The sequence below is a fragment of the Streptomyces sp. NPDC059455 genome (assembly GCF_042750115.1).
GTDB classification, from domain to species: Bacteria; Actinomycetota; Actinomycetes; order Streptomycetales; family Streptomycetaceae; genus Streptomyces; species Streptomyces endocoffeicus.
Genome location: NZ_JBHYVB010000111.1, coordinates 2,596 through 19,068, shown reverse-complemented (window position 1 = coordinate 19,068; position 16,473 = coordinate 2,596). Strand labels below are relative to the sequence as shown.

Below are 16,473 nucleotides of genomic sequence, written 5' to 3'. Positions count from 1 at the left end.
GCGCGCGCCGGCGCCCGCGCTCGCCTCCCGGCGGGGCCGGGCCGGGGCGGGCGGGGGGGGGCGCAGGCCGCCGCCCCCCCCCCCCCCCCCCCGCTGTTTGCCCAAGGGCGGTATCGGTGCAATCTCGGCACGGATACGATGCGGTCAGGTAGGGCGGATCCATGTGGAGGCGCCGCATGTGGAGGGCAGGGCCATGCGATCGGTGAGCCGCACCGGACTGTTGGCCACAGGATTGGGCCTGGGAGCTGTCGGCGGTTTCGTCGGCAGTCTGCTCAGGGAGCGTAGTGCGCTGTCAGCCGCCCGTGGCGCGGCTGGCCACGGAAGTGAAGGACTGGCTTCATGGGGCGTCGGCTCGTACCGCTCACGCTGGACAACCTCCCGGACATCCCCAAGCGCTGCCGCGCCTGTGTCTTCTGGGAGCTCGATCCGGTCAGCGGCGAAGCAGCCGTAAGGGCTGGCCGGCCGGAGCTGGAGAAAGAGGCATGGATCTCCGCCGTGCTGCTGGAGTGGGGATCCTGCGGCCGGGTGGTCTATGTCGATGAGGTCCCGGTGGGCTTTGTGCTGTACGCGCCTCCGGCGTATGTGCCGCGCTCCACGGCCTTCCCGACCAGTCCGGTCGCGGCGGATGCCGTGCAGCTGATGACGGCGTGGCTGATGCCCGGATACCAGGGACAGGGGCTGGGCCGGGTGATGGTGCAGACCGTCGCCAAGGATCTGATCCGCCGGGGCTTCAAGGCGGTGGAGGCGTTCGGGGACGCCACCTGGAAGGAACCGGCGTGTGTGCTGCCCGCCGATCATCTGCTGGCCGTGGGCTTCAAGACCGTACGGCCGCATCCGCGCTACCCCCGGCTGAGGCTGGAGCTGAGGACGACGATCTCCTGGAAGGAGGATGTCGAGCTGGCGCTGGACCGGCTGCTCGGCGCCGTCCAGAAGGAGCCGGCGCTTCGGCCGCTGTAGCGGGTTCCACGTGAAACACGAAGGGGCTGCCCCGATGGGCAGCCCCTTCGTGTATGAGGGCGACGCGTGGTGTGCTCAGCCGATGAAGTCGGCCAGGTCGCGCTCGATGGCGGCCTTGGGCTTGGCGCCGACGATGGTCTTGGCGACCTCGCCGCCCTGGTAGACGTTGAGCGTCGGGATGGACATCACGCCGTACTTGGCGGCCGTCGCCGGGTTCTCGTCGATGTTGAGCTTGGCGATGACGATCTTGTCGGGGTGCTCGGCCGCGATGGCCTCCAGGGAGGGGGCGATCTGGCGGCACGGACCGCACCAGGCGGCCCAGAAGTCGACGAGTACCGGCTTGTCGCTCTTGAGGACCTTCTCCTCGAAGTCGGCGTCCGTCACGGTGACCGTGGCACCGGCCATGGCAATCTCCTTAGTGAGTTGGTGCAGAGGTGGGAATCGGAGTCAGACGGTGGCGTCGCCCTGGCCCAGCGAGGCGAGGTACCGCTCGGCGTCCAGTGCCGCCGAGCAACCGGTGCCGGCCGCGGTGATCGCCTGACGGTAGGTGTGGTCCACGACATCGCCGGCGGCGAAGACACCGGACAGGTTGGTCCGGGTGGTGGGCGCCTCCACCTTCAGATACCCGTCGTCGTCCAGGCCCAGCTGGCCCTTGAACAGCTCGGTGCGCGGGTCGTGACCGATCGCGATGAACAGTCCGGTGACCGGCAGCTCGGAGGTCTCGTCCTTCTTGACGTCGCGGATCGTGAGACCGGAGAGCTTGCCGTCGCCGTGGATCTCCTCGACCACGCTGTCCCAGATGAACGAGATCTTCGGGTCGGCGAAGGCCCGCTCCTGCATCGCCTTGCTGGCGCGCAGGCTGTCCCGGCGGTGGACCACCGTGACCGACTTGGCGAACCGCGACAGGAAGGTCGCCTCCTCCAGGGCCGTGTCGCCGCCGCCGATGACGGCGATGTCCTGGTCCTTGAAGAAGAACCCGTCACAGGTGGCACACCAGGAGACACCGCGGCCGGACAGCTCGTCCTCGCGCGGCAGCCCCAGCTTGCGGTGCTGAGAGCCGGTGGTCACGATGACGGTCTTGGCCCGGTGGACCGTACCGGCGGAGTCGGTGACGGTCTTGATCTGCTCACTGAGGTCGACCGCGGTCACATCGTCCGGAACGAGCTCGGCGCCGAAGCGCTCGGCCTGGGCCCGCATGTTGTCCATCAGGTCGGGGCCCATGATCCCGTCCCGGAAGCCCGGGAAGTTCTCCACATCGGTGGTGTTCATCAGGGCGCCACCCGCGGTCACGGAGCCTTCGAAGACCAGCGGCTTCAGGGAAGCACGGGCGGTGTAGAGCGCGGCCGTATAGCCCGCGGGCCCGGAACCGATGATGATCACGTTGCGGACGTCGCTCACGGATGTCTTCCTTGTCTCTGCCGACTGCCGGACTGCTGACTGGGCGGGCGGCTCCGGGTCCCCCGGAATTCCGCTGCCATCCCACCCAACGGATCCTACGGGTCAGGCATTCCCGAGCGCTGTCAGGCAGGGCTCCGGTGTGCGGTGTGCCTCAGCGCCGCGGGTAGGTCCGGGTGACCAGGAGCTCCCCGGGAGTCGTCGGGGAGGCGGAGACGCAGGACGCGTCGATCACGAAGGCATCGACGCGTGAGCTGTCGGAGGGGTGCGGGAGGACGACGATATAGGCGCTCTGGCCGTCGTAGGTGTCCTGCTGCGCCGCGAGGGCCGGCTCCTTGCGGCCGGTGCCGCTCTGTACGCAGGAGGGCACCTCAGGGTCGTCGTCGGCGCGCAGCGGCACATCGGGCGAGTTGCCCTGCCCGGTGACGCCGTTCGACGCGGTGGACTTCCGGTCGGCGAGCAGTTCGTGCACGCGGTCCTTCAGCGTGCCCGAGGAGAGGGTGGAGTTCCCGGTGGAGCTCTGGCTGGCGTGCGCCTGGGGGTCGCTGTCGCCGTGATCGCCGGAGGAGCCGCTCTGGAGGAAGAAGGATCCGATGCCGATCACCGCGGCGGCGCATGCGCCGCCGAGGACGGCCTTGCGCCAGCGGCGGGAGCGGCCGGGGCGGGTGCCGGGTCCGGTGGTTCCCCGTCCAGGTCCGGTGGCCCCACGCGGGCGCCCGGCGGGCCGGTCCGTCGTGATGGACGGCTTGACTGTGGGCTCCACGGTGTCTGAGTCGGGGTCGCTGGAGGCGTCATCGGCCGTTTCACGTGAAACAGGCGTGGGCGCGGCGTCCGGATCCGGGGTTTCACGTGAAACATCGGCCACGCGCTCGGGGGCGGTCGCGTCGAGAAGCGCTTCGGCGGCCAGCGCCGCGTCGATGCGGCCCGCGACATCGGCGGGCATCCGTACCGGCCCCGGGAGGGTTCCCAGCAGGGAGCGGATCTCGTCCAGGGACTCCCATACGTCCGCACATAGCACGCAACTCGAGAGGTGAGTGCGCACATCGACGGCGCGGGACGGAGAGAGCAGACCCTCGGTGAGTGCGGAGATCTCCGCGACTTCAGGGTGCTCTTCCGTGTCCGTCGAGGATGTCACGCTCGCCCACCTCCGCCCTTCACGGCATCTGTGTCGTTCGGTCCTGCCGTCGGTGGGACGGACGTCCCCTGCGTCCGGTTCCTTCCCATGCTCGAGGGTGAGCTACCCCTCCCACTGGGGTGGAGATGTGAGAGGAGGGGCAGCAGTCGTGCGCGGCCCCGGGCGCAGCGGCTCTTCACGGTGCCGGTGGGTACGTCCAGGACCTTCGCCGCCTCCGCGACGGGGTAGCCCTGCATATCGACCAGCACCAGGGCCGCGCGCTGTTCGGGAGGGAGGGTGCGCAGCGCCTGGAGGAGTTCGCGGTGGAGATCACGCCGTTCGGCGGGGGCGGCTGCCGACTCATGGGGTTCCAGGAGTTGCTCGAGCCGCTCGGTGTCGTCGACGGGGGAGGTGCGACGGGAGGCGGCCTTGCGGGCCCGGTCCAGACAGGCGTTGACCGTGATGCGGTGCAGCCAGGTGGTCACGGCCGACTGGCCCCGGAAGGTGTGGGCGGCGCGGTAGGCGGAGACGAGCGCGTCCTGGACGGCGTCGGCCGCTTCCTCACGGTCGCCGAGGGTGCGCAGCGCCACCGCCCAGAGTCTGTCGCGGTGGCGCCGCACTATTTCGCTGAAGGCGTCCGGGTCGCCGTCGACGTGCCGGGCGAGGAGCTCGCCGTCGCTCGCTCCGCCGATGGTGGCGTCGTTCAACGTTGAGCCCCTCCCCTCTCGGCCGACCGTAGAGGGTCAGCCCTTGACCTTGATCTCCGAGATGCCGCCACGGTAGCGATCGGGGGTGCTGGTCGGAAGCTCCGTGATGTGGACCAGGACGTATCGCGTCCGTACCGGCTCGTCGAGAACGGTGGACAGCTTCTTCCCGACGCTCTTCAGATCGGTGAGGTGCTTGGAGAAGGCGCTGAGTGAGGTGGGGTCGGATGCCGAGGGGTCGGCGGCGAGGACTTCCACCTTCTGGCCGGCGCTGTAGAAGTCGATGTCGAGGCTCGAGACGCTTTTGGCGCTGCCGAGGTCGACGATGATGCCGCTGCCCTGCTTGCGCCCGGGCAGGTTACCGAAGTTCGGGTAGTTGTAGAACTCCTTGGTCACCCAGGCGGTGTCCGTATCGCCGTCGACGGCGCCATTGACCTTGTCCGGGGCGAAGGGCGCGTCCAGCGGCGAGAACTCCGTGGCGCTCTCGATGCTGAGCGGCTTGCCCACGGGCTTCAGGCCATTGCCGTCGTCCTTCTCACCGGTGGACTTGCCCGGGCTGGACTTGTTCTCCTCCTTGAGGAGGGTGTCCGCGAGCTGCCAGCTGCCGAGGCCGAGAGCGGCGATCAGAAGGGCCGAGACGGTCCACTTGAGGGCCTTGCCCGTGCGGCTCTGCAGCGGCGGCGGAGGCGGTACGGGAGCGGCCGGACGGGCCGTGTGAGGGGTGCCGCCGCGGTTCGGCTGCTGGCCGTACACACCCTGTTGGTACGTCGTGCGCTGGTACGCCTGGGACGGGGTGAAGGCGGGCTCCGGCGGCCGGATGCGCGGCATCGCCGCGACGGCCTTGGCCAGCTCCTCGGGGGTGGTGCAGGGCTGGTCCTGACGGGAGGCGGTGGCCCCGTCGTTGACGAGCGCGCGCATCGCGAGCTCGGACAGACCGCGGTGCACTCCGGCACGGACCTGGTCGGGGGCGATCAGGCCCACGCCCTTGGGCAGCCCGGAGAGGCCGTAGGCGTCGGCCTCGTACGGCCAGCGCTGAGTGAGCGCCGCGTACAGCAGCGCGCCGATCGCCTCGGTGTCGGTGCGCTGGGGATGGTCGACGCTGATACCACGCAGGGCGGCCATGACGGCCAGTCCGCGGATGCGGTACTGACCGGACTCGGTGCGCAGCACGGAGCCGGGGTTCAGCCGCAGATGGGCCAAGCCCTCGCGGTGGGCGGCGGCCATGGCCTGGGAGACCTGGCTGACCAGTTGGTACGCGTCGTGCGGCTCGAGCGGCCCGGCGGCCAGCACGGCGGTGAGCTCGGTGGCGTCGGGAAGCCACTCATGGACGACATAGACAAGATCGTTCTCCTCGACGGCGTCGAGGACCTGGACGAAGCGGGGATCGCCCAGCAGAGCCGCGGAACGGGCGGCGGCCAGCACCGACCTGGCGCGCGGATGGTCCGCGGGCACGATGTGCACCCCGACGGCACGCCGCAGTTTCTCGTCCACAGCACGCCAACTGCTGAATCCGTCCAGACGGGTGACGCACTCCTCCAGACGGTAGCGTCTGGCCAGCTTGTGACCGCTGTGCAGTTCGAGGGGGTTCGCTTCGGCCGCGGCGCCCGTATCGTCGGTGACCGCGGCCTCTGTCCCCTCGCCGACCTTCTGTTTCGTCCCCGCCCCGTCGGCCGTGGCCTTACCCGCCTCGGCGGTCAGCGGCTCCTCTCCACCGCTGTCGGCCACGTCGACGGCAGCCGTGCTCCGTTCCGCCACCGTCGTTCCTGCCTCCCCATCCGTTGCGCCTACTCCGAGCCAAGACAATTGTGCCCACAGTCCGCCGCTATGCACGACACACGGTGGCGGACGATGGTTGTGCTCAATGATCAGCGTCCGAGTCGTCCGCGCACCATACCGACCATGGCCGTCAGCTCATCAACGCGCATCCGTTTCGCAGCAATGTAGAAGACCGCGATAAGAACGAGACCGCCGCCCAGCAAAGCCGCTACGGAGCCGACGACGCCCATTCCGAGGGTCTGCATGATGGTGTAGGCCGAGCCACCGCCCAGGAGGGCGGCGGGGACGCTGGCGCCGACGAGGCGGGTGTAGGTGCGCACGACGCGGGGGCCGTCCAGATCGCCGCCCAGCCGGTTGCGCAGCCGCTTCCAGGCCACACCCACGCCGATGGCGTAGGCCAGGCCGTAGGCGGCCGCCATACCGGCGACGGCCCAGCGGGCGGGGAGCAGGAGATAGGCGAGCCCGGATCCGGCGGCGTTGACGGCGGCGATGATCACCGTGTTGTAGAAGGGGGTGCGGGTGTCCTCGTAGGCGTAGAAGCCGCGGAGGACGACGTACTGCACGGAGAAGGGGATCAGACCCAGGCTGAACGCCATGAGGATGTAGCCCATGGAGACGGCCGCGTCGGTGCCGGAGGCGCCGAACAGCAGCGTGCACATGGGGATGCCCAGGGCGATGAAGCCGAAGGCGAGCGGGACGATGGCGACCGCGGAGGTGCGCAGGCCCTGCGAGATGTCGTCGCGGACCGCTCCGGCGTCCCCGTCGTGGGCCGCCCGGGAGATCCGGGGCAGCAGCGAGGCCATGACGGAGACGGTGATGATCGCCTGCGGCATGCCCCAGATGAGCTGGGCGCTGGAGTAGCCGACGAAGCTCATGCCCGGCGCGTTCTGGTTCTCGGCCTCGGCTCCGGCCGCGGTGGACAGCTGGGTCACGACCAGCACGCCCGCCTGGTTGGCGAGGACGAACAGGACCGTCCACTTGGCCAGTTTGGCGGCCTTGCCGAGGCCGTGGCCGCGCCAGTCGAAGCGCGGCCGGAAGCGGAAGCCGGTGGCACGCAGGTAGGGGAACATCGCCAGGGACTGGACCACGAGCCCCAGCAGGGTGCCCATGCCCAGCAGCCGGATGCCCTCGGCGGTGATGGTCGTGGTGTCCATCTTGGAGCTGCCGGCGGTGCCGAACACCCAGATGAACAGGCCGAAGGTGAAGATTATGACGATGTTGTTCAGGACGGGAGTCCACATCATCGCCCCGAACCGGCCCCGGGCGTTGAGGATTTGGCCGACCACCACGTGAATGCCCATGAAGAAGATGGTGGGAAGGCAGTAGCGGGCGAAGGTGACCGCGACCTCGTTGTCGGCGGGGTTGTTCGCGATGGTCGGCGACATCGCGCGGATCAGCACCGGCGCGGCGAGCACGGTCACCGCGACCAGGAGGCCGAGCACCACCATCACCAGGGTGAGCAGCCGGTTGGCGAAAGCCTCGCCGCCGTCGTCGTCCTCCTTCATCGCGCGCACGAGCTGCGGGACGAAGACGGAGTTCAGACCGCCGCCGATGGTGAGGATGTAGACCATCGTCGGCAGGGTGTAGGCGAGGGCGTAGGTGGAGCCGAGGGTGGCCGCGCCCAGGCCCGCGAGGACCACCATCTGCCGGACGAAGCCGGTGAGCCGGGAGACCAGGGTGCCCGCGGCCATCAGCGCGCTGGACTGGAGCACGCTGGACGCGCGGCCCTTGCCCGCTGAGGGCTTCTGCGGCTCGGGTTCGGTCGCGGGGGCGGTCACCACCGGGGCGGCCACCGTGGGGGCGGCGGCCGCCGCGCCGGCGGACTCCGATCTGGGCGGTCCGGGGAACGGCGCCTGCCCCTGACCGGGCGCCTGGCCCTGCGGGTAGTTCTCCGGGCCCTGTGGATAGCCCTGGCCCTGGCCGGGCCGGGGCTCATAGGGCTGCTGCTGATCGCGATAGAGGTGCGCGAAGGCGTCCCGCTGCGGCTGCTCCCCCGCCCTGTAACCGTCGCCGCCCCCCGGATAGCCCTGGCCCGTCTGATCGGCGGTGTACGGCTGCTGTGCGGCGCCCTGCTGGCCGGCGGCGGCCTCGGGGGACCAGGCGCGCGGGTCGGGGCCCTGTGGTGTGGGGGGCTGCTGGTAGTACTGCTGCTGGTAGCCGTCCTGCTGCGGTGCGTGGGCGGAGTGCCGGTCGTACAGGGGGTCCGTCAGCGGATCGTGGGCGTACCGATCCTGCGTCGGATACGGGTAGGGCGTGAAGCTGCCCGTCGAGTACGAGTCGTCCAGATACGGATCCGGTGCGTAGTACTGCTGGCCGTACGACTGACGCGGATCGGCCGGGGGCGCCTGGGGGGCGTCGCCCAGATACGGATCCCGCTGGTGCGGTTCCTGTCCGTAAGGGTCGTGGGGGCCGTGAGGGGACGGCTGTGGCGGCGGTGGCACTCGGCCATCACCGTCATACGGCGCGTTCATCGCTACCCCACCTCATCGTCCACTGCGGCCCACCGGCCCCGGCATTGCTCAATGGTCCACTTTCTCACCCGAGCCGGACGGGCCAGCGCTTTGCGATCCGGTGTCCGGTGCCGGGTCACTCGGCTGCTCGGGCACGAGAGCGTGTGCGGGGTCACACCGGTCGGTCTCCGGGGCCTCGCTGTCGTCCTCATCCTGCCCGTGCGCCTCCTCGGCGTCTTCCCCGTCCCCGCCGTCCTCACCGCTCCTGGCGGCCGCGCGCTTGCGCTGGACATAGATCCGGACACCGGCGAGGACCAGCAGCAGCACACCGCCGGCGATCACGAGAATCACGGTCGACGTGATTTCGGTGACATTCACCTCGAACATCATCTCTTTGCCGTACGGCTGGCCGTCCGGGGTGTAGAGCTGCGCCGAGACCCACACCGGGCCGTTCGCGTTGGCCGTGGTCCCGAACTTCACGGACTGGCTGTGGCCGCCCTCCACATTGACGAGCTGAGGGTCGCTGACCGCCAGCCGGTTGCCCTGCTGGGAGCGCAGGACGAGCCGCAGCTCGACGCTCTGCACCAGGTTGTTCTGGACGGTCACCGGGACGGTCGCGCTGCGCCCGGAGAGGGTCATGTCCGTCTTCGGGACCAGGCGCACCTTCCTGGTAAGCCCGGAGAGATAGGTCTGCACGTCGTGCCGGAAGCCGGTCGCGTTCTGCGCCTCGCTGCGCCACGAGGTCGACATCTCGCGCCTGATCGCGTTCCCGAAGGGGGTGACCACCCGGTATTTGGCGGTCAGGATCGGCTCGAAATTGTCCAGGGTCTTCTGGGTCTCCTGGATCCGGTCGAACGCCTCGGTGGGCAGTTCCCGCGCGCGCAGCGACCGGGGGTAGGAGCGGGTGCTCGGCACCCGCTGGGTGGCGCTCGGGTCGGGCTTGGCCTTCGCGGCCTGCCCCAGGCTCAGCGGCTGCGTCCACTGCCCGGAGAGGCCCTCCATGGCCGCCGCCATGGCCTGCGCCTGACTCGTGGTGGGCGTCCGCTGGGGGGCGACCACGATGTTGCGCTGCCTGTCCGGCGCCTGCAGGTTGATCATCTGGCTCTGGGCCAGGAACCGCTGGATGGCGAGGGTGGAGTTCTCCGCCTTGGACATGTCGCCGGTGAAGGCCGTCGACAGCCGTGCGTCGGCGACCACCGCCGTATTGCCGCCGCCGATCTGGCGGGCCGCGGTGGGGGTGTAGGAGAGTCCGCCGGTCTCGCGCAGGCTGTCGCTGCGGGCGATCACGTTGTGGGCGCCCGCGGAGGTGGCGACGTCCACGATCGAGGAGTCGACCGCGCCCTCGACGGGCCAGGCGAAGTCCGTGCGCGGCCGCACTCCGAGGATGGTCTCCACGGTCGTCGAGGCGAGCTCGGTGGCGCCCTGGAGGTGGCTGAGGGCGCCGGTGACGTTCTTACCGCGGTGGGCGAGCGAGGCGAGGTCGGGGTCGGCGAACGGCAGCGCGACGACCTGCTTGCCGTCCACGGCCTTCTGGAGGGAGTCCAGCCACTGCTTGGCGACGGTCTGGCCGCGGCCCGCCCTGGTGCCGTTGCCCGAGGGGTTCTGGACCTCGTACTTCTTGGTCATCGCGTCGACCGTGGCGAGCAGGTCGGGGTCGATCACCCAGGTGATGGGGAGATTCTTCCCCAGGGCGACCATCTGCTGCAGCCGGCCGCCCGGGGCCAGCTCCTTGGCCAGGCGGTCGTCCCGGAAGATCGGGGTGCGGTCCTCGTCGTTGTCCGTGCGGGCGGTCACATGGGTGGCGGAGATCAGCGGCCACAGATAGGTGAGCTGGGACTTCTTCTGGGACGGGCCCGACTGCCAGGGCAGAAAGGTCCGCTCGATGCCCAGCACCTGCGGCCAGGGCTGAGCGGAGGTGCCGCCGGTGAGCGAGACGCCGAGCTGATAGACCCCGTTCTCCCCCAGGTGCAGCTGATCCACCGGTATGGAGAGGGAGAAGTCACGGCTGGAGCCGGCCGCCAGCTTGCCGATCTTCTTGGCGTATTTGCCGTCGATCTCGGTGCCGTCGAGCCCCTCCGTATAGCCGGTGCGGTGGGCCGTGGTGTCGATCGCGCTGCGGCCGCTCATGGTCGGGCCGACGCGGAGGCCCACCCGCGCCCCCGAGACCGTGCCCTTGGTGTCGTTGGTGACGGTGCCACTGACGGTGAGGGTGTCGCTCTTCTCCGGCGCGGTGGGGGTCAGTGAGGTGATGGAGACATCCACCGATCGCGAGCCCGTGGCCTTGCTCTCGGCGTGGGCGGCGGGTGCCGCCGGAATCTGTGTCAGGCCCGCGAGCATCGGCGCCGCGGCCAGCAGGGCCGCCGTGCGCCGCAACCATCGCCGGGCACGAGCGGAAGTTGTCCCCCGGAGGTCTGCCGCATCGGCCACGCGCTCGCCCGTCCCTTGTCGTCAGTAGGTCGTCAGTGGTCGTCGCAATGTGCGTCCACGAAATGGTAACGATGCCCGCTGTGACGAAGTGCTGTGGACGGCTCCACAAGATCGTTACGCAGTGGTGGCCGCATCGGGGGTGGAGTCTCGGGGGCGCACGGCCACGTACCCTGTTCTGTTGTGCCGAACGCCAACAATGACAGCCGATCCCCGCAGTCGACCAACGAGCTCAGCCAGGTGCAGCGCCGCGCCGTGGGCGAACTCCTGCGGGTCTCTCCCGTTGCCGACGATCTTGCCCGTCGTTTCCAGCAGGCCGGTTTCCGCCTGGCCCTGGTCGGCGGCTCGGTACGGGACGCGCTGCTCGGCCGGCTCGGTAACGATCTGGATTTCACGACGGACGCGCGGCCGGACGAGGTACTGAAGATCGTACGGCCCTGGGCGGACGCGGTCTGGGACGTTGGCATCGCCTTCGGTACGGTCGGCTGCAGAAAGGGCATGTCCCCAGGAAACGGGGTGGATCAGAGCTTCCAGATCGAAATCACGACTTATCGGTCAGAAGCCTATGACCGGACATCTCGGAAGCCCGAGGTGTCCTACGGCGACTCCATCGAGGAGGACCTGGTCCGTCGGGACTTCACGGTCAACGCGATGGCGGTGGCGCTTCCACAGAAGGAGTTCATCGACCCGCACCACGGACTGGAGGACCTCGCCGCCCGGGTGCTGCGCACTCCGGGGACGCCCGAGGAGTCCTTCTCGGACGACCCGCTGCGGATGATGCGTGCCGCGCGCTTCGCCGCGCAACTGGACTTCGAGGTGGCTCCCGAGGTGATCGCCGCGATGACGGCGATGGCCGAGCGCATCGACATCGTCTCGGCGGAGCGGGTGCGTGATGAGCTCAACAAGCTCATCCTGGCCGATCATCCCCGCAAGGGGCTGCGGCTGCTGGTGGAGACCGGGCTCGCCGACCGCGTTCTGCCGGAGCTTCCGGCGCTGCGCCTGGAGCGCGATGAGCACCACCGCCACAAGGATGTCTACGAGCACTCGCTGACGGTGCTGGACCAGGCCATCGACCTGGAGACCGAGGGCCCCGATCTGACGCTGCGGCTGGCCGCGCTGCTGCATGACATCGGCAAGCCCAAGACGCGCCGCTTCGAGAAGGACGGCCGGGTCTCCTTCCACCACCACGAGGTGGTGGGGGCCAAGATCACCAGGTACCGGATGACGAGGCTCAAGTACTCCAACGAGCTGATCAAGGATGTCTCCCACCTGGTCGAGCTGCATCTGCGCTTCCATGGCTATGGCACGGGGGAATGGACCGACTCCGCGGTCCGCCGCTATGTCCGTGACGCCGGGCCGCTGCTTGACCGGCTGCACAAGCTGACCCGCTCGGACTGCACCACACGCAACCGGCGGAAGGCGGTGGCGCTCTCGCGTGCGTACGACGGCCTCGAGGAGCGGATCGCCCGGCTGCAGGAGCAGGAAGAACTGGATGCGATCCGCCCGGATCTGGATGGCAACGAGATCATGAAGATCCTCGGCATCCCTCCGGGGCCGCAGGTCGGCAAGGCGTACAAGCATCTGCTGGAGCTGCGGCTGGAGCACGGCCCGATGGAGAGGGACGCCGCGATCTCCGCGCTTCAGGAGTGGTGGGAAGCTCAGTCGGAGGACTGAGCCCCCTCACGTTTCACGTGAAACATCGACCCGCTTGGCGCTCTGCCGGTCATGTTTCACGTGAAACCTCACCAGCAGCGCGGTGGCCGCGTAGAGCAGCGCCACACAGATCAGCAGTGCGGTCGATCTGCCGTCCGGTGGCAGTATCACCGCGGCGACCGCCGCGGCTCCCACGAAGGCGACATTGAACAGCACGTCGTAGAGGGAGAAGATCCGCCCGCGGAAGTCATCGGCGATGGCGGACTGCACCACGGTGTCGGTGGCGATCTTCGCGCCCTGGGTGACCAGCCCGAGGACGAACGCGGCGACCAGCGTGGGAGCGGGCTCGAAGGACAGTCCGAGTCCCGGCTCCAGGAGGGCCGCGCTCCCCGCGCACACCATCACCCAGGAGAGCCGGCCGTCCGGCTGGGAGGTCGAACGGGCCCCGAGCCGGGCCACCGCCCATGGTGTGATCACGGCCGCCGCGAAGAAGCCCGCGCCCGAGACACCGACGGCCAGCCCCAGGAGCGCGAGCCCCTGGGACTCGGTGTCGGCCCATTCGTAGCGGCAGAGCATCAGCACCGTCACCGTGAGCGCGCCGTAGCAGAAGCGCATCAGCGTCATCGCGGTCAGCGCCACGGTGGGATCCCGGCGCTCCAGCAGATGGCGTACGCCCGCGACCAGGCCCCGCGCGGTGCTCATCAGGGCCGCGGAGAGGCGGGGCTGAAGGGCCGCGGGATCCGGCCCCAGTAGACCCGGTGCCATCAGCAGTGCCGTGAGCCCGGCTATGAGATAGAGCGCGGCGCCCACCAGGACGACCAGCGCGTCCGAGGAGGTGCCTCCGGGGCCCGACAGCCGGACGATGAAGGCGAGGCTCCCCCCGGCCGTGGCGGCGAGCGTTCCGGCGGTGGGCGAGAGGGAGTTGGCCATGACCAGACGCTCCTGGCTGTCCACGACCCGGGGCAGGGCGGCCGAGAGGCCGGCCAGCACAAAGCGGTTGACGGCCGTCACCGACAGGGCCGAGACATAGAAGAGCCACTCCGGCACCTGGCCCAGCACCAGCGCGGCGGTTCCGGCGGCCAGTCCCGAGCGCAGCAGATTGCCGTAGAGCAGCACCTGCCGCCGGCGCCAGCGGTCCAGCAGCACCCCGGCGAAGGGGCCGAGCAGGGAATAGGGGAGCAGCAGGACGGCCATGGCGGAGGCGATGGCCGCGGCGGAGGTCTCCTTCTCCGGGGAGAAGACCACATAGGTGGCGAGCGCCACCTGGTAGACGCCGTCGGCCGACTGGGACAGCAGCCGGATGGCCAGGAGGCGGCGGAAGTCCCGCAGTTGCAGCAGTACGCGGAGATCACGCACAACAGGCATGGCGTCAGCCTCACACACCACACGGGCCTCCGGGGGTATTACCCGGAGGCCCGTGATCACGCGGCGGGAATCAGCGCATGGCGCCTCAGCGCTCGACCTCGCCCCTGATGAACATCTCCACGTTCTCCCGCGCCTCGTTGTCGAAGTACTGCACCGGAGGCGACTTCATGAAGTACGAGGAGGCCGAGAGGATCGGGCCGCCGATGCCGCGGTCCTTGGCGATCTTCGCGGCGCGCAGCGCGTCGATGATGACACCCGCGGAGTTCGGGGAGTCCCACACCTCGAGCTTGTACTCCAGGTTCAGCGGGACATCGCCGAACGCGCGGCCCTCCAGACGGACATAGGCCCACTTGCGGTCGTCCAGCCAGGCCACGTAGTCCGAGGGGCCGATGTGGACGTTGTCGGCGCCCAGGTCGCGGTCGGGGATCTGGGAGGTGACGGCCTGGGTCTTGGAGATCTTCTTGGACTCCAGGCGCTCCCGCTCGAGCATGTTCTTGAAGTCCATGTTGCCGCCGACGTTCAGCTGCATGGTGCGGTCCAGGATGACGCCCCGGTCCTCGAACAGCTTGGCCATCACGCGGTGCGTGATGGTCGCGCCGACCTGCGACTTGATGTCGTCACCGACGATCGGCACCCCGGCCTCGGTGAACTTGTCCGCCCACTCCTTGGTGCCGGCGATGAAGACCGGCAGCGCGTTGACGAAGGCGACCTTCGCGTCGATGGCGCACTGGGCGTAGTACTTGGCGGCGTCATCGGAGCCGACCGGGAGGTAGCAGACCAGAACGTCGACCTGCTTGTCCTTGAGGACCTGGACGACGTCGACCGGGGTCTCGTCGGACTCGTCGATGGTCTGGCGGTAGTACTTGCCGAGTCCGTCGAGCGTGTGGCCGCGCTGGACCGTGACACCGGCCGTCGGCACGTCGCAGATCTTGATGGTGTTGTTCTCGCTGGCGCCGATGGCGTCCGCGAGGTCCAGACCGACCTTCTTCGCGTCCACGTCGAAGGCGGCCACGAACTCCACGTCCTTCACGTGGTAGTCGCCGAACTGCACGTGCATCAGACCCGGCACGCGGGTGTCCGGGTCGGCGTCCTTGTAGTACTCGACGCCCTGCACCAGCGAGGCGGCGCAGTTGCCCACACCGACGATGGCTACACGAACCGAACCCATTCCGGTTGCTCCCTGTGTGTACTGGACGAGGCCCCGCGGATGCCGGGCCTCACTTGGCGGTGTCATCGGACGGATCCGGCCGGGAACCACCCCGGTGCCGGGGCGGGCCGTCCGCATCTTCTGACTGGTCCTGCTGTGGCGGCCGGTCCTCGTCCCGCTCGGTCGTCCGGCCCTGCCCGGCGGTGCCGTCGCGCCGATCGCGCCCGGCCCGCTCGGTCTCGATCAGCTCATTCAGCCAGCGCACCTCGCGCTCCACCGACTCCATCCCATGTCGCTGCAGCTCGAGGGTGTAGTCGTCCAGGCGCTCGCGGGTACGGGCCATGGCGGCGCGCATCTTGTCCAGGCGCTCCTCCAGGCGGCTGCGCCGCCCCTCCAGCACCCGCATCCGAACGTCTCGTGACGTCTGGCCGAAGAAGGCGAACCGGACGCCGAAGTGCTCGTCCTCCCAGGCGTCCGGCCCGGTGTGGGAGAGCAGCTCTTCGAACCGCTCCTTCCCCGCCGCCGTGAGCCGGTAGACGATCTTCGCCCGGCGGCCGGAGAGGGGCGCCGCGAGAGCGTCCTGGGAGGCGCTGCCGGATTCCTCGATCAACCAGCCGTTGCCGACCAGCGTCTTGAGGCAGGGATAGAGGCTGCCGTAGCTGAACGCGCGGAACACCCCGAGTGAGGTGTTGAGCCGCTTCCGCAGCTCGTATCCGTGCATCGGTGACTCGCGCAGCAGGCCGAGAACGGCGAACTCCAGGACGCCTGAGCGTCTGCTCATTCCCCGCCTCTCCTCTCCTTCGGGCCCGCTATGTCGAGCTGATGTATCGACTCGATACATCCAGACGATAGAACCGTGCGCGGGAAGGGACAAGAGGGACCACGGTGAACGCCGTCACATCACCAATTCGAGACACTCAATCTGACGGTTATGGAGCGAAGGTGGCGGCTGGGCGGGTTTTGACCGTGCGTACTCTGTTCGCCATGCAGACCTATGGGAACCAAGTGACGCCGCGATGCGTCCTCGTCCCGGATGCAGTGCGTCCGGTTGCCTGGTGCGACCGGATCGCACATTGGGGGGACCGGAAGCCATCTGCCGCTTTCAGGCGATAGCGCCTGCCCGAGGAGAAGTCGTTCCATGAGCGAGCACCGTCGCAAGCCGCCGCAACCCCAAGGCGGCGGACGAGCAGCGGCCCGGCGAGCCGGACAGCAGTCGTCCGGCCGCCGCGCAGCACCGACGCACAACGCCGCAGCCGGGTCGGGCGCCACCCCGCAGGGGGAAGAGCGCCCCTACGGTGGCCGCGCGGCGGCCCGCCGTGCCGCCCAACGCAGTGGTGGCCGTAGAGGAGGAGCCGATCCGAGTGCGGCCGGCGCGGGTCCCGGCGGTCGCGGAGGCGGCCCCCGGGGGGCCGGGGGCCGCCGGGGGCCGGGGGGCGGTGGGCCTCCGGGGTTGAATCGCATCAAAGCCACACCCCGCGGGGGGCGGTG

The 16,473-nt window shown here is 69.4% G+C and carries 12 protein-coding genes and 1 pseudogene; 3 read left to right on the top strand and 10 right to left on the bottom strand.

What is annotated here, in order from left to right; all coding sequences use genetic code 11:
• The first annotated feature begins 339 nt into the window (after positions 1 to 339).
• On the top strand, positions 340 to 957 hold the full coding sequence (locus tag ACFXB5_RS32360) for a GNAT family N-acetyltransferase (protein ID WP_037954609.1): 618 nt from the start codon (positions 340 to 342) through the stop codon (positions 955 to 957).
• A gap of 75 nt (positions 958 to 1,032) precedes the next feature.
• On the opposite strand, the gene trxA is transcribed toward ACFXB5_RS32360, so the two are convergent.
• From trxA to ACFXB5_RS32325, 7 genes are all read right to left on the bottom strand, one after another.
• Entirely contained in the window at positions 1,033 to 1,362 is a 330-nt protein-coding gene (gene trxA, locus ACFXB5_RS32355; RefSeq protein WP_014061966.1) for a thioredoxin, read from the bottom strand.
• A gap of 42 nt (positions 1,363 to 1,404) precedes the next feature.
• Positions 1,405 to 2,355 carry a thioredoxin-disulfide reductase gene (gene trxB, locus ACFXB5_RS32350; protein WP_385214519.1) on the bottom strand — a complete coding sequence of 317 codons (951 nt, stop codon included), beginning with the start codon at positions 2,353 to 2,355 and terminating at the stop codon, positions 1,405 to 1,407.
• A 151-nt stretch (positions 2,356 to 2,506) separates the two neighbouring features.
• On the bottom strand, positions 2,507 to 3,487 hold the full coding sequence (locus ACFXB5_RS32345) for a hypothetical protein (protein WP_385214516.1): 981 nt from the start codon (positions 3,485 to 3,487) through the stop codon (positions 2,507 to 2,509).
• Positions 3,484 to 4,173, bottom strand: a complete 690-nt coding sequence (gene sigM, locus ACFXB5_RS32340) for an RNA polymerase sigma factor SigM (RefSeq protein ID WP_385214513.1) — start codon at positions 4,171 to 4,173, stop codon at positions 3,484 to 3,486. The genes ACFXB5_RS32345 and sigM overlap by 4 nt, the downstream gene beginning before the upstream one ends.
• Before the next feature lie 36 nt (positions 4,174 to 4,209).
• Positions 4,210 to 5,925 (bottom strand): protein kinase family protein, encoded by a 1,716-nt coding sequence (locus ACFXB5_RS32335; RefSeq protein ID WP_385214511.1) that lies wholly within the window; start codon positions 5,923 to 5,925, stop codon positions 4,210 to 4,212.
• A 110-nt stretch (positions 5,926 to 6,035) separates the two neighbouring features.
• The gene (gene murJ, locus ACFXB5_RS32330; protein ID WP_385214508.1) at positions 6,036 to 8,417 is read right to left on the bottom strand and encodes a murein biosynthesis integral membrane protein MurJ; all 2,382 of its coding nucleotides are present in this window, start codon (positions 8,415 to 8,417) and stop codon (positions 6,036 to 6,038) included.
• Between the two features lie 48 nt (positions 8,418 to 8,465).
• Positions 8,466 to 10,823, bottom strand: coding sequence for a DUF6049 family protein (locus ACFXB5_RS32325; protein WP_385214505.1), 2,358 nt, complete (start codon positions 10,821 to 10,823; stop codon positions 8,466 to 8,468).
• Between the two features lie 180 nt (positions 10,824 to 11,003).
• On the opposite strand from ACFXB5_RS32325, the gene ACFXB5_RS32320 reads away from it, so the two are divergent.
• Positions 11,004 to 12,494 (top strand): CCA tRNA nucleotidyltransferase, encoded by a 1,491-nt coding sequence (locus ACFXB5_RS32320; RefSeq protein WP_385214502.1) that lies wholly within the window; start codon positions 11,004 to 11,006, stop codon positions 12,492 to 12,494.
• 6 nt (positions 12,495 to 12,500) lie between these two features.
• Here the strand turns inward: ACFXB5_RS32320 and ACFXB5_RS32315 are convergent, their stop codons facing one another.
• The 3 genes from ACFXB5_RS32315 to ACFXB5_RS32305 all read right to left on the bottom strand — a co-directional run bounded on the left by ACFXB5_RS32315 (position 12,501) and on the right by ACFXB5_RS32305 (position 15,766).
• A complete protein-coding gene (locus ACFXB5_RS32315; RefSeq protein WP_385214499.1) occupies positions 12,501 to 13,838 on the bottom strand; it encodes an MFS transporter in 1,338 nt (445 codons plus the stop codon).
• Positions 13,839 to 13,923: 85 nt separating this feature from the next.
• Positions 13,924 to 15,006, bottom strand: coding sequence for an inositol-3-phosphate synthase (locus ACFXB5_RS32310; protein ID WP_385214497.1), 1,083 nt, complete (start codon positions 15,004 to 15,006; stop codon positions 13,924 to 13,926).
• Positions 15,007 to 15,055: 49 nt separating this feature from the next.
• The gene (locus ACFXB5_RS32305; protein ID WP_385214494.1) at positions 15,056 to 15,766 is read right to left on the bottom strand and encodes a helix-turn-helix transcriptional regulator; all 711 of its coding nucleotides are present in this window, start codon (positions 15,764 to 15,766) and stop codon (positions 15,056 to 15,058) included.
• 357 nt (positions 15,767 to 16,123) lie between these two features.
• On the opposite strand from ACFXB5_RS32305, the pseudogene ACFXB5_RS32300 reads away from it, so the two are divergent.
• Positions 16,124 to 16,473: pseudogene (locus ACFXB5_RS32300) on the top strand (penicillin-binding protein); the annotation flags it as partial.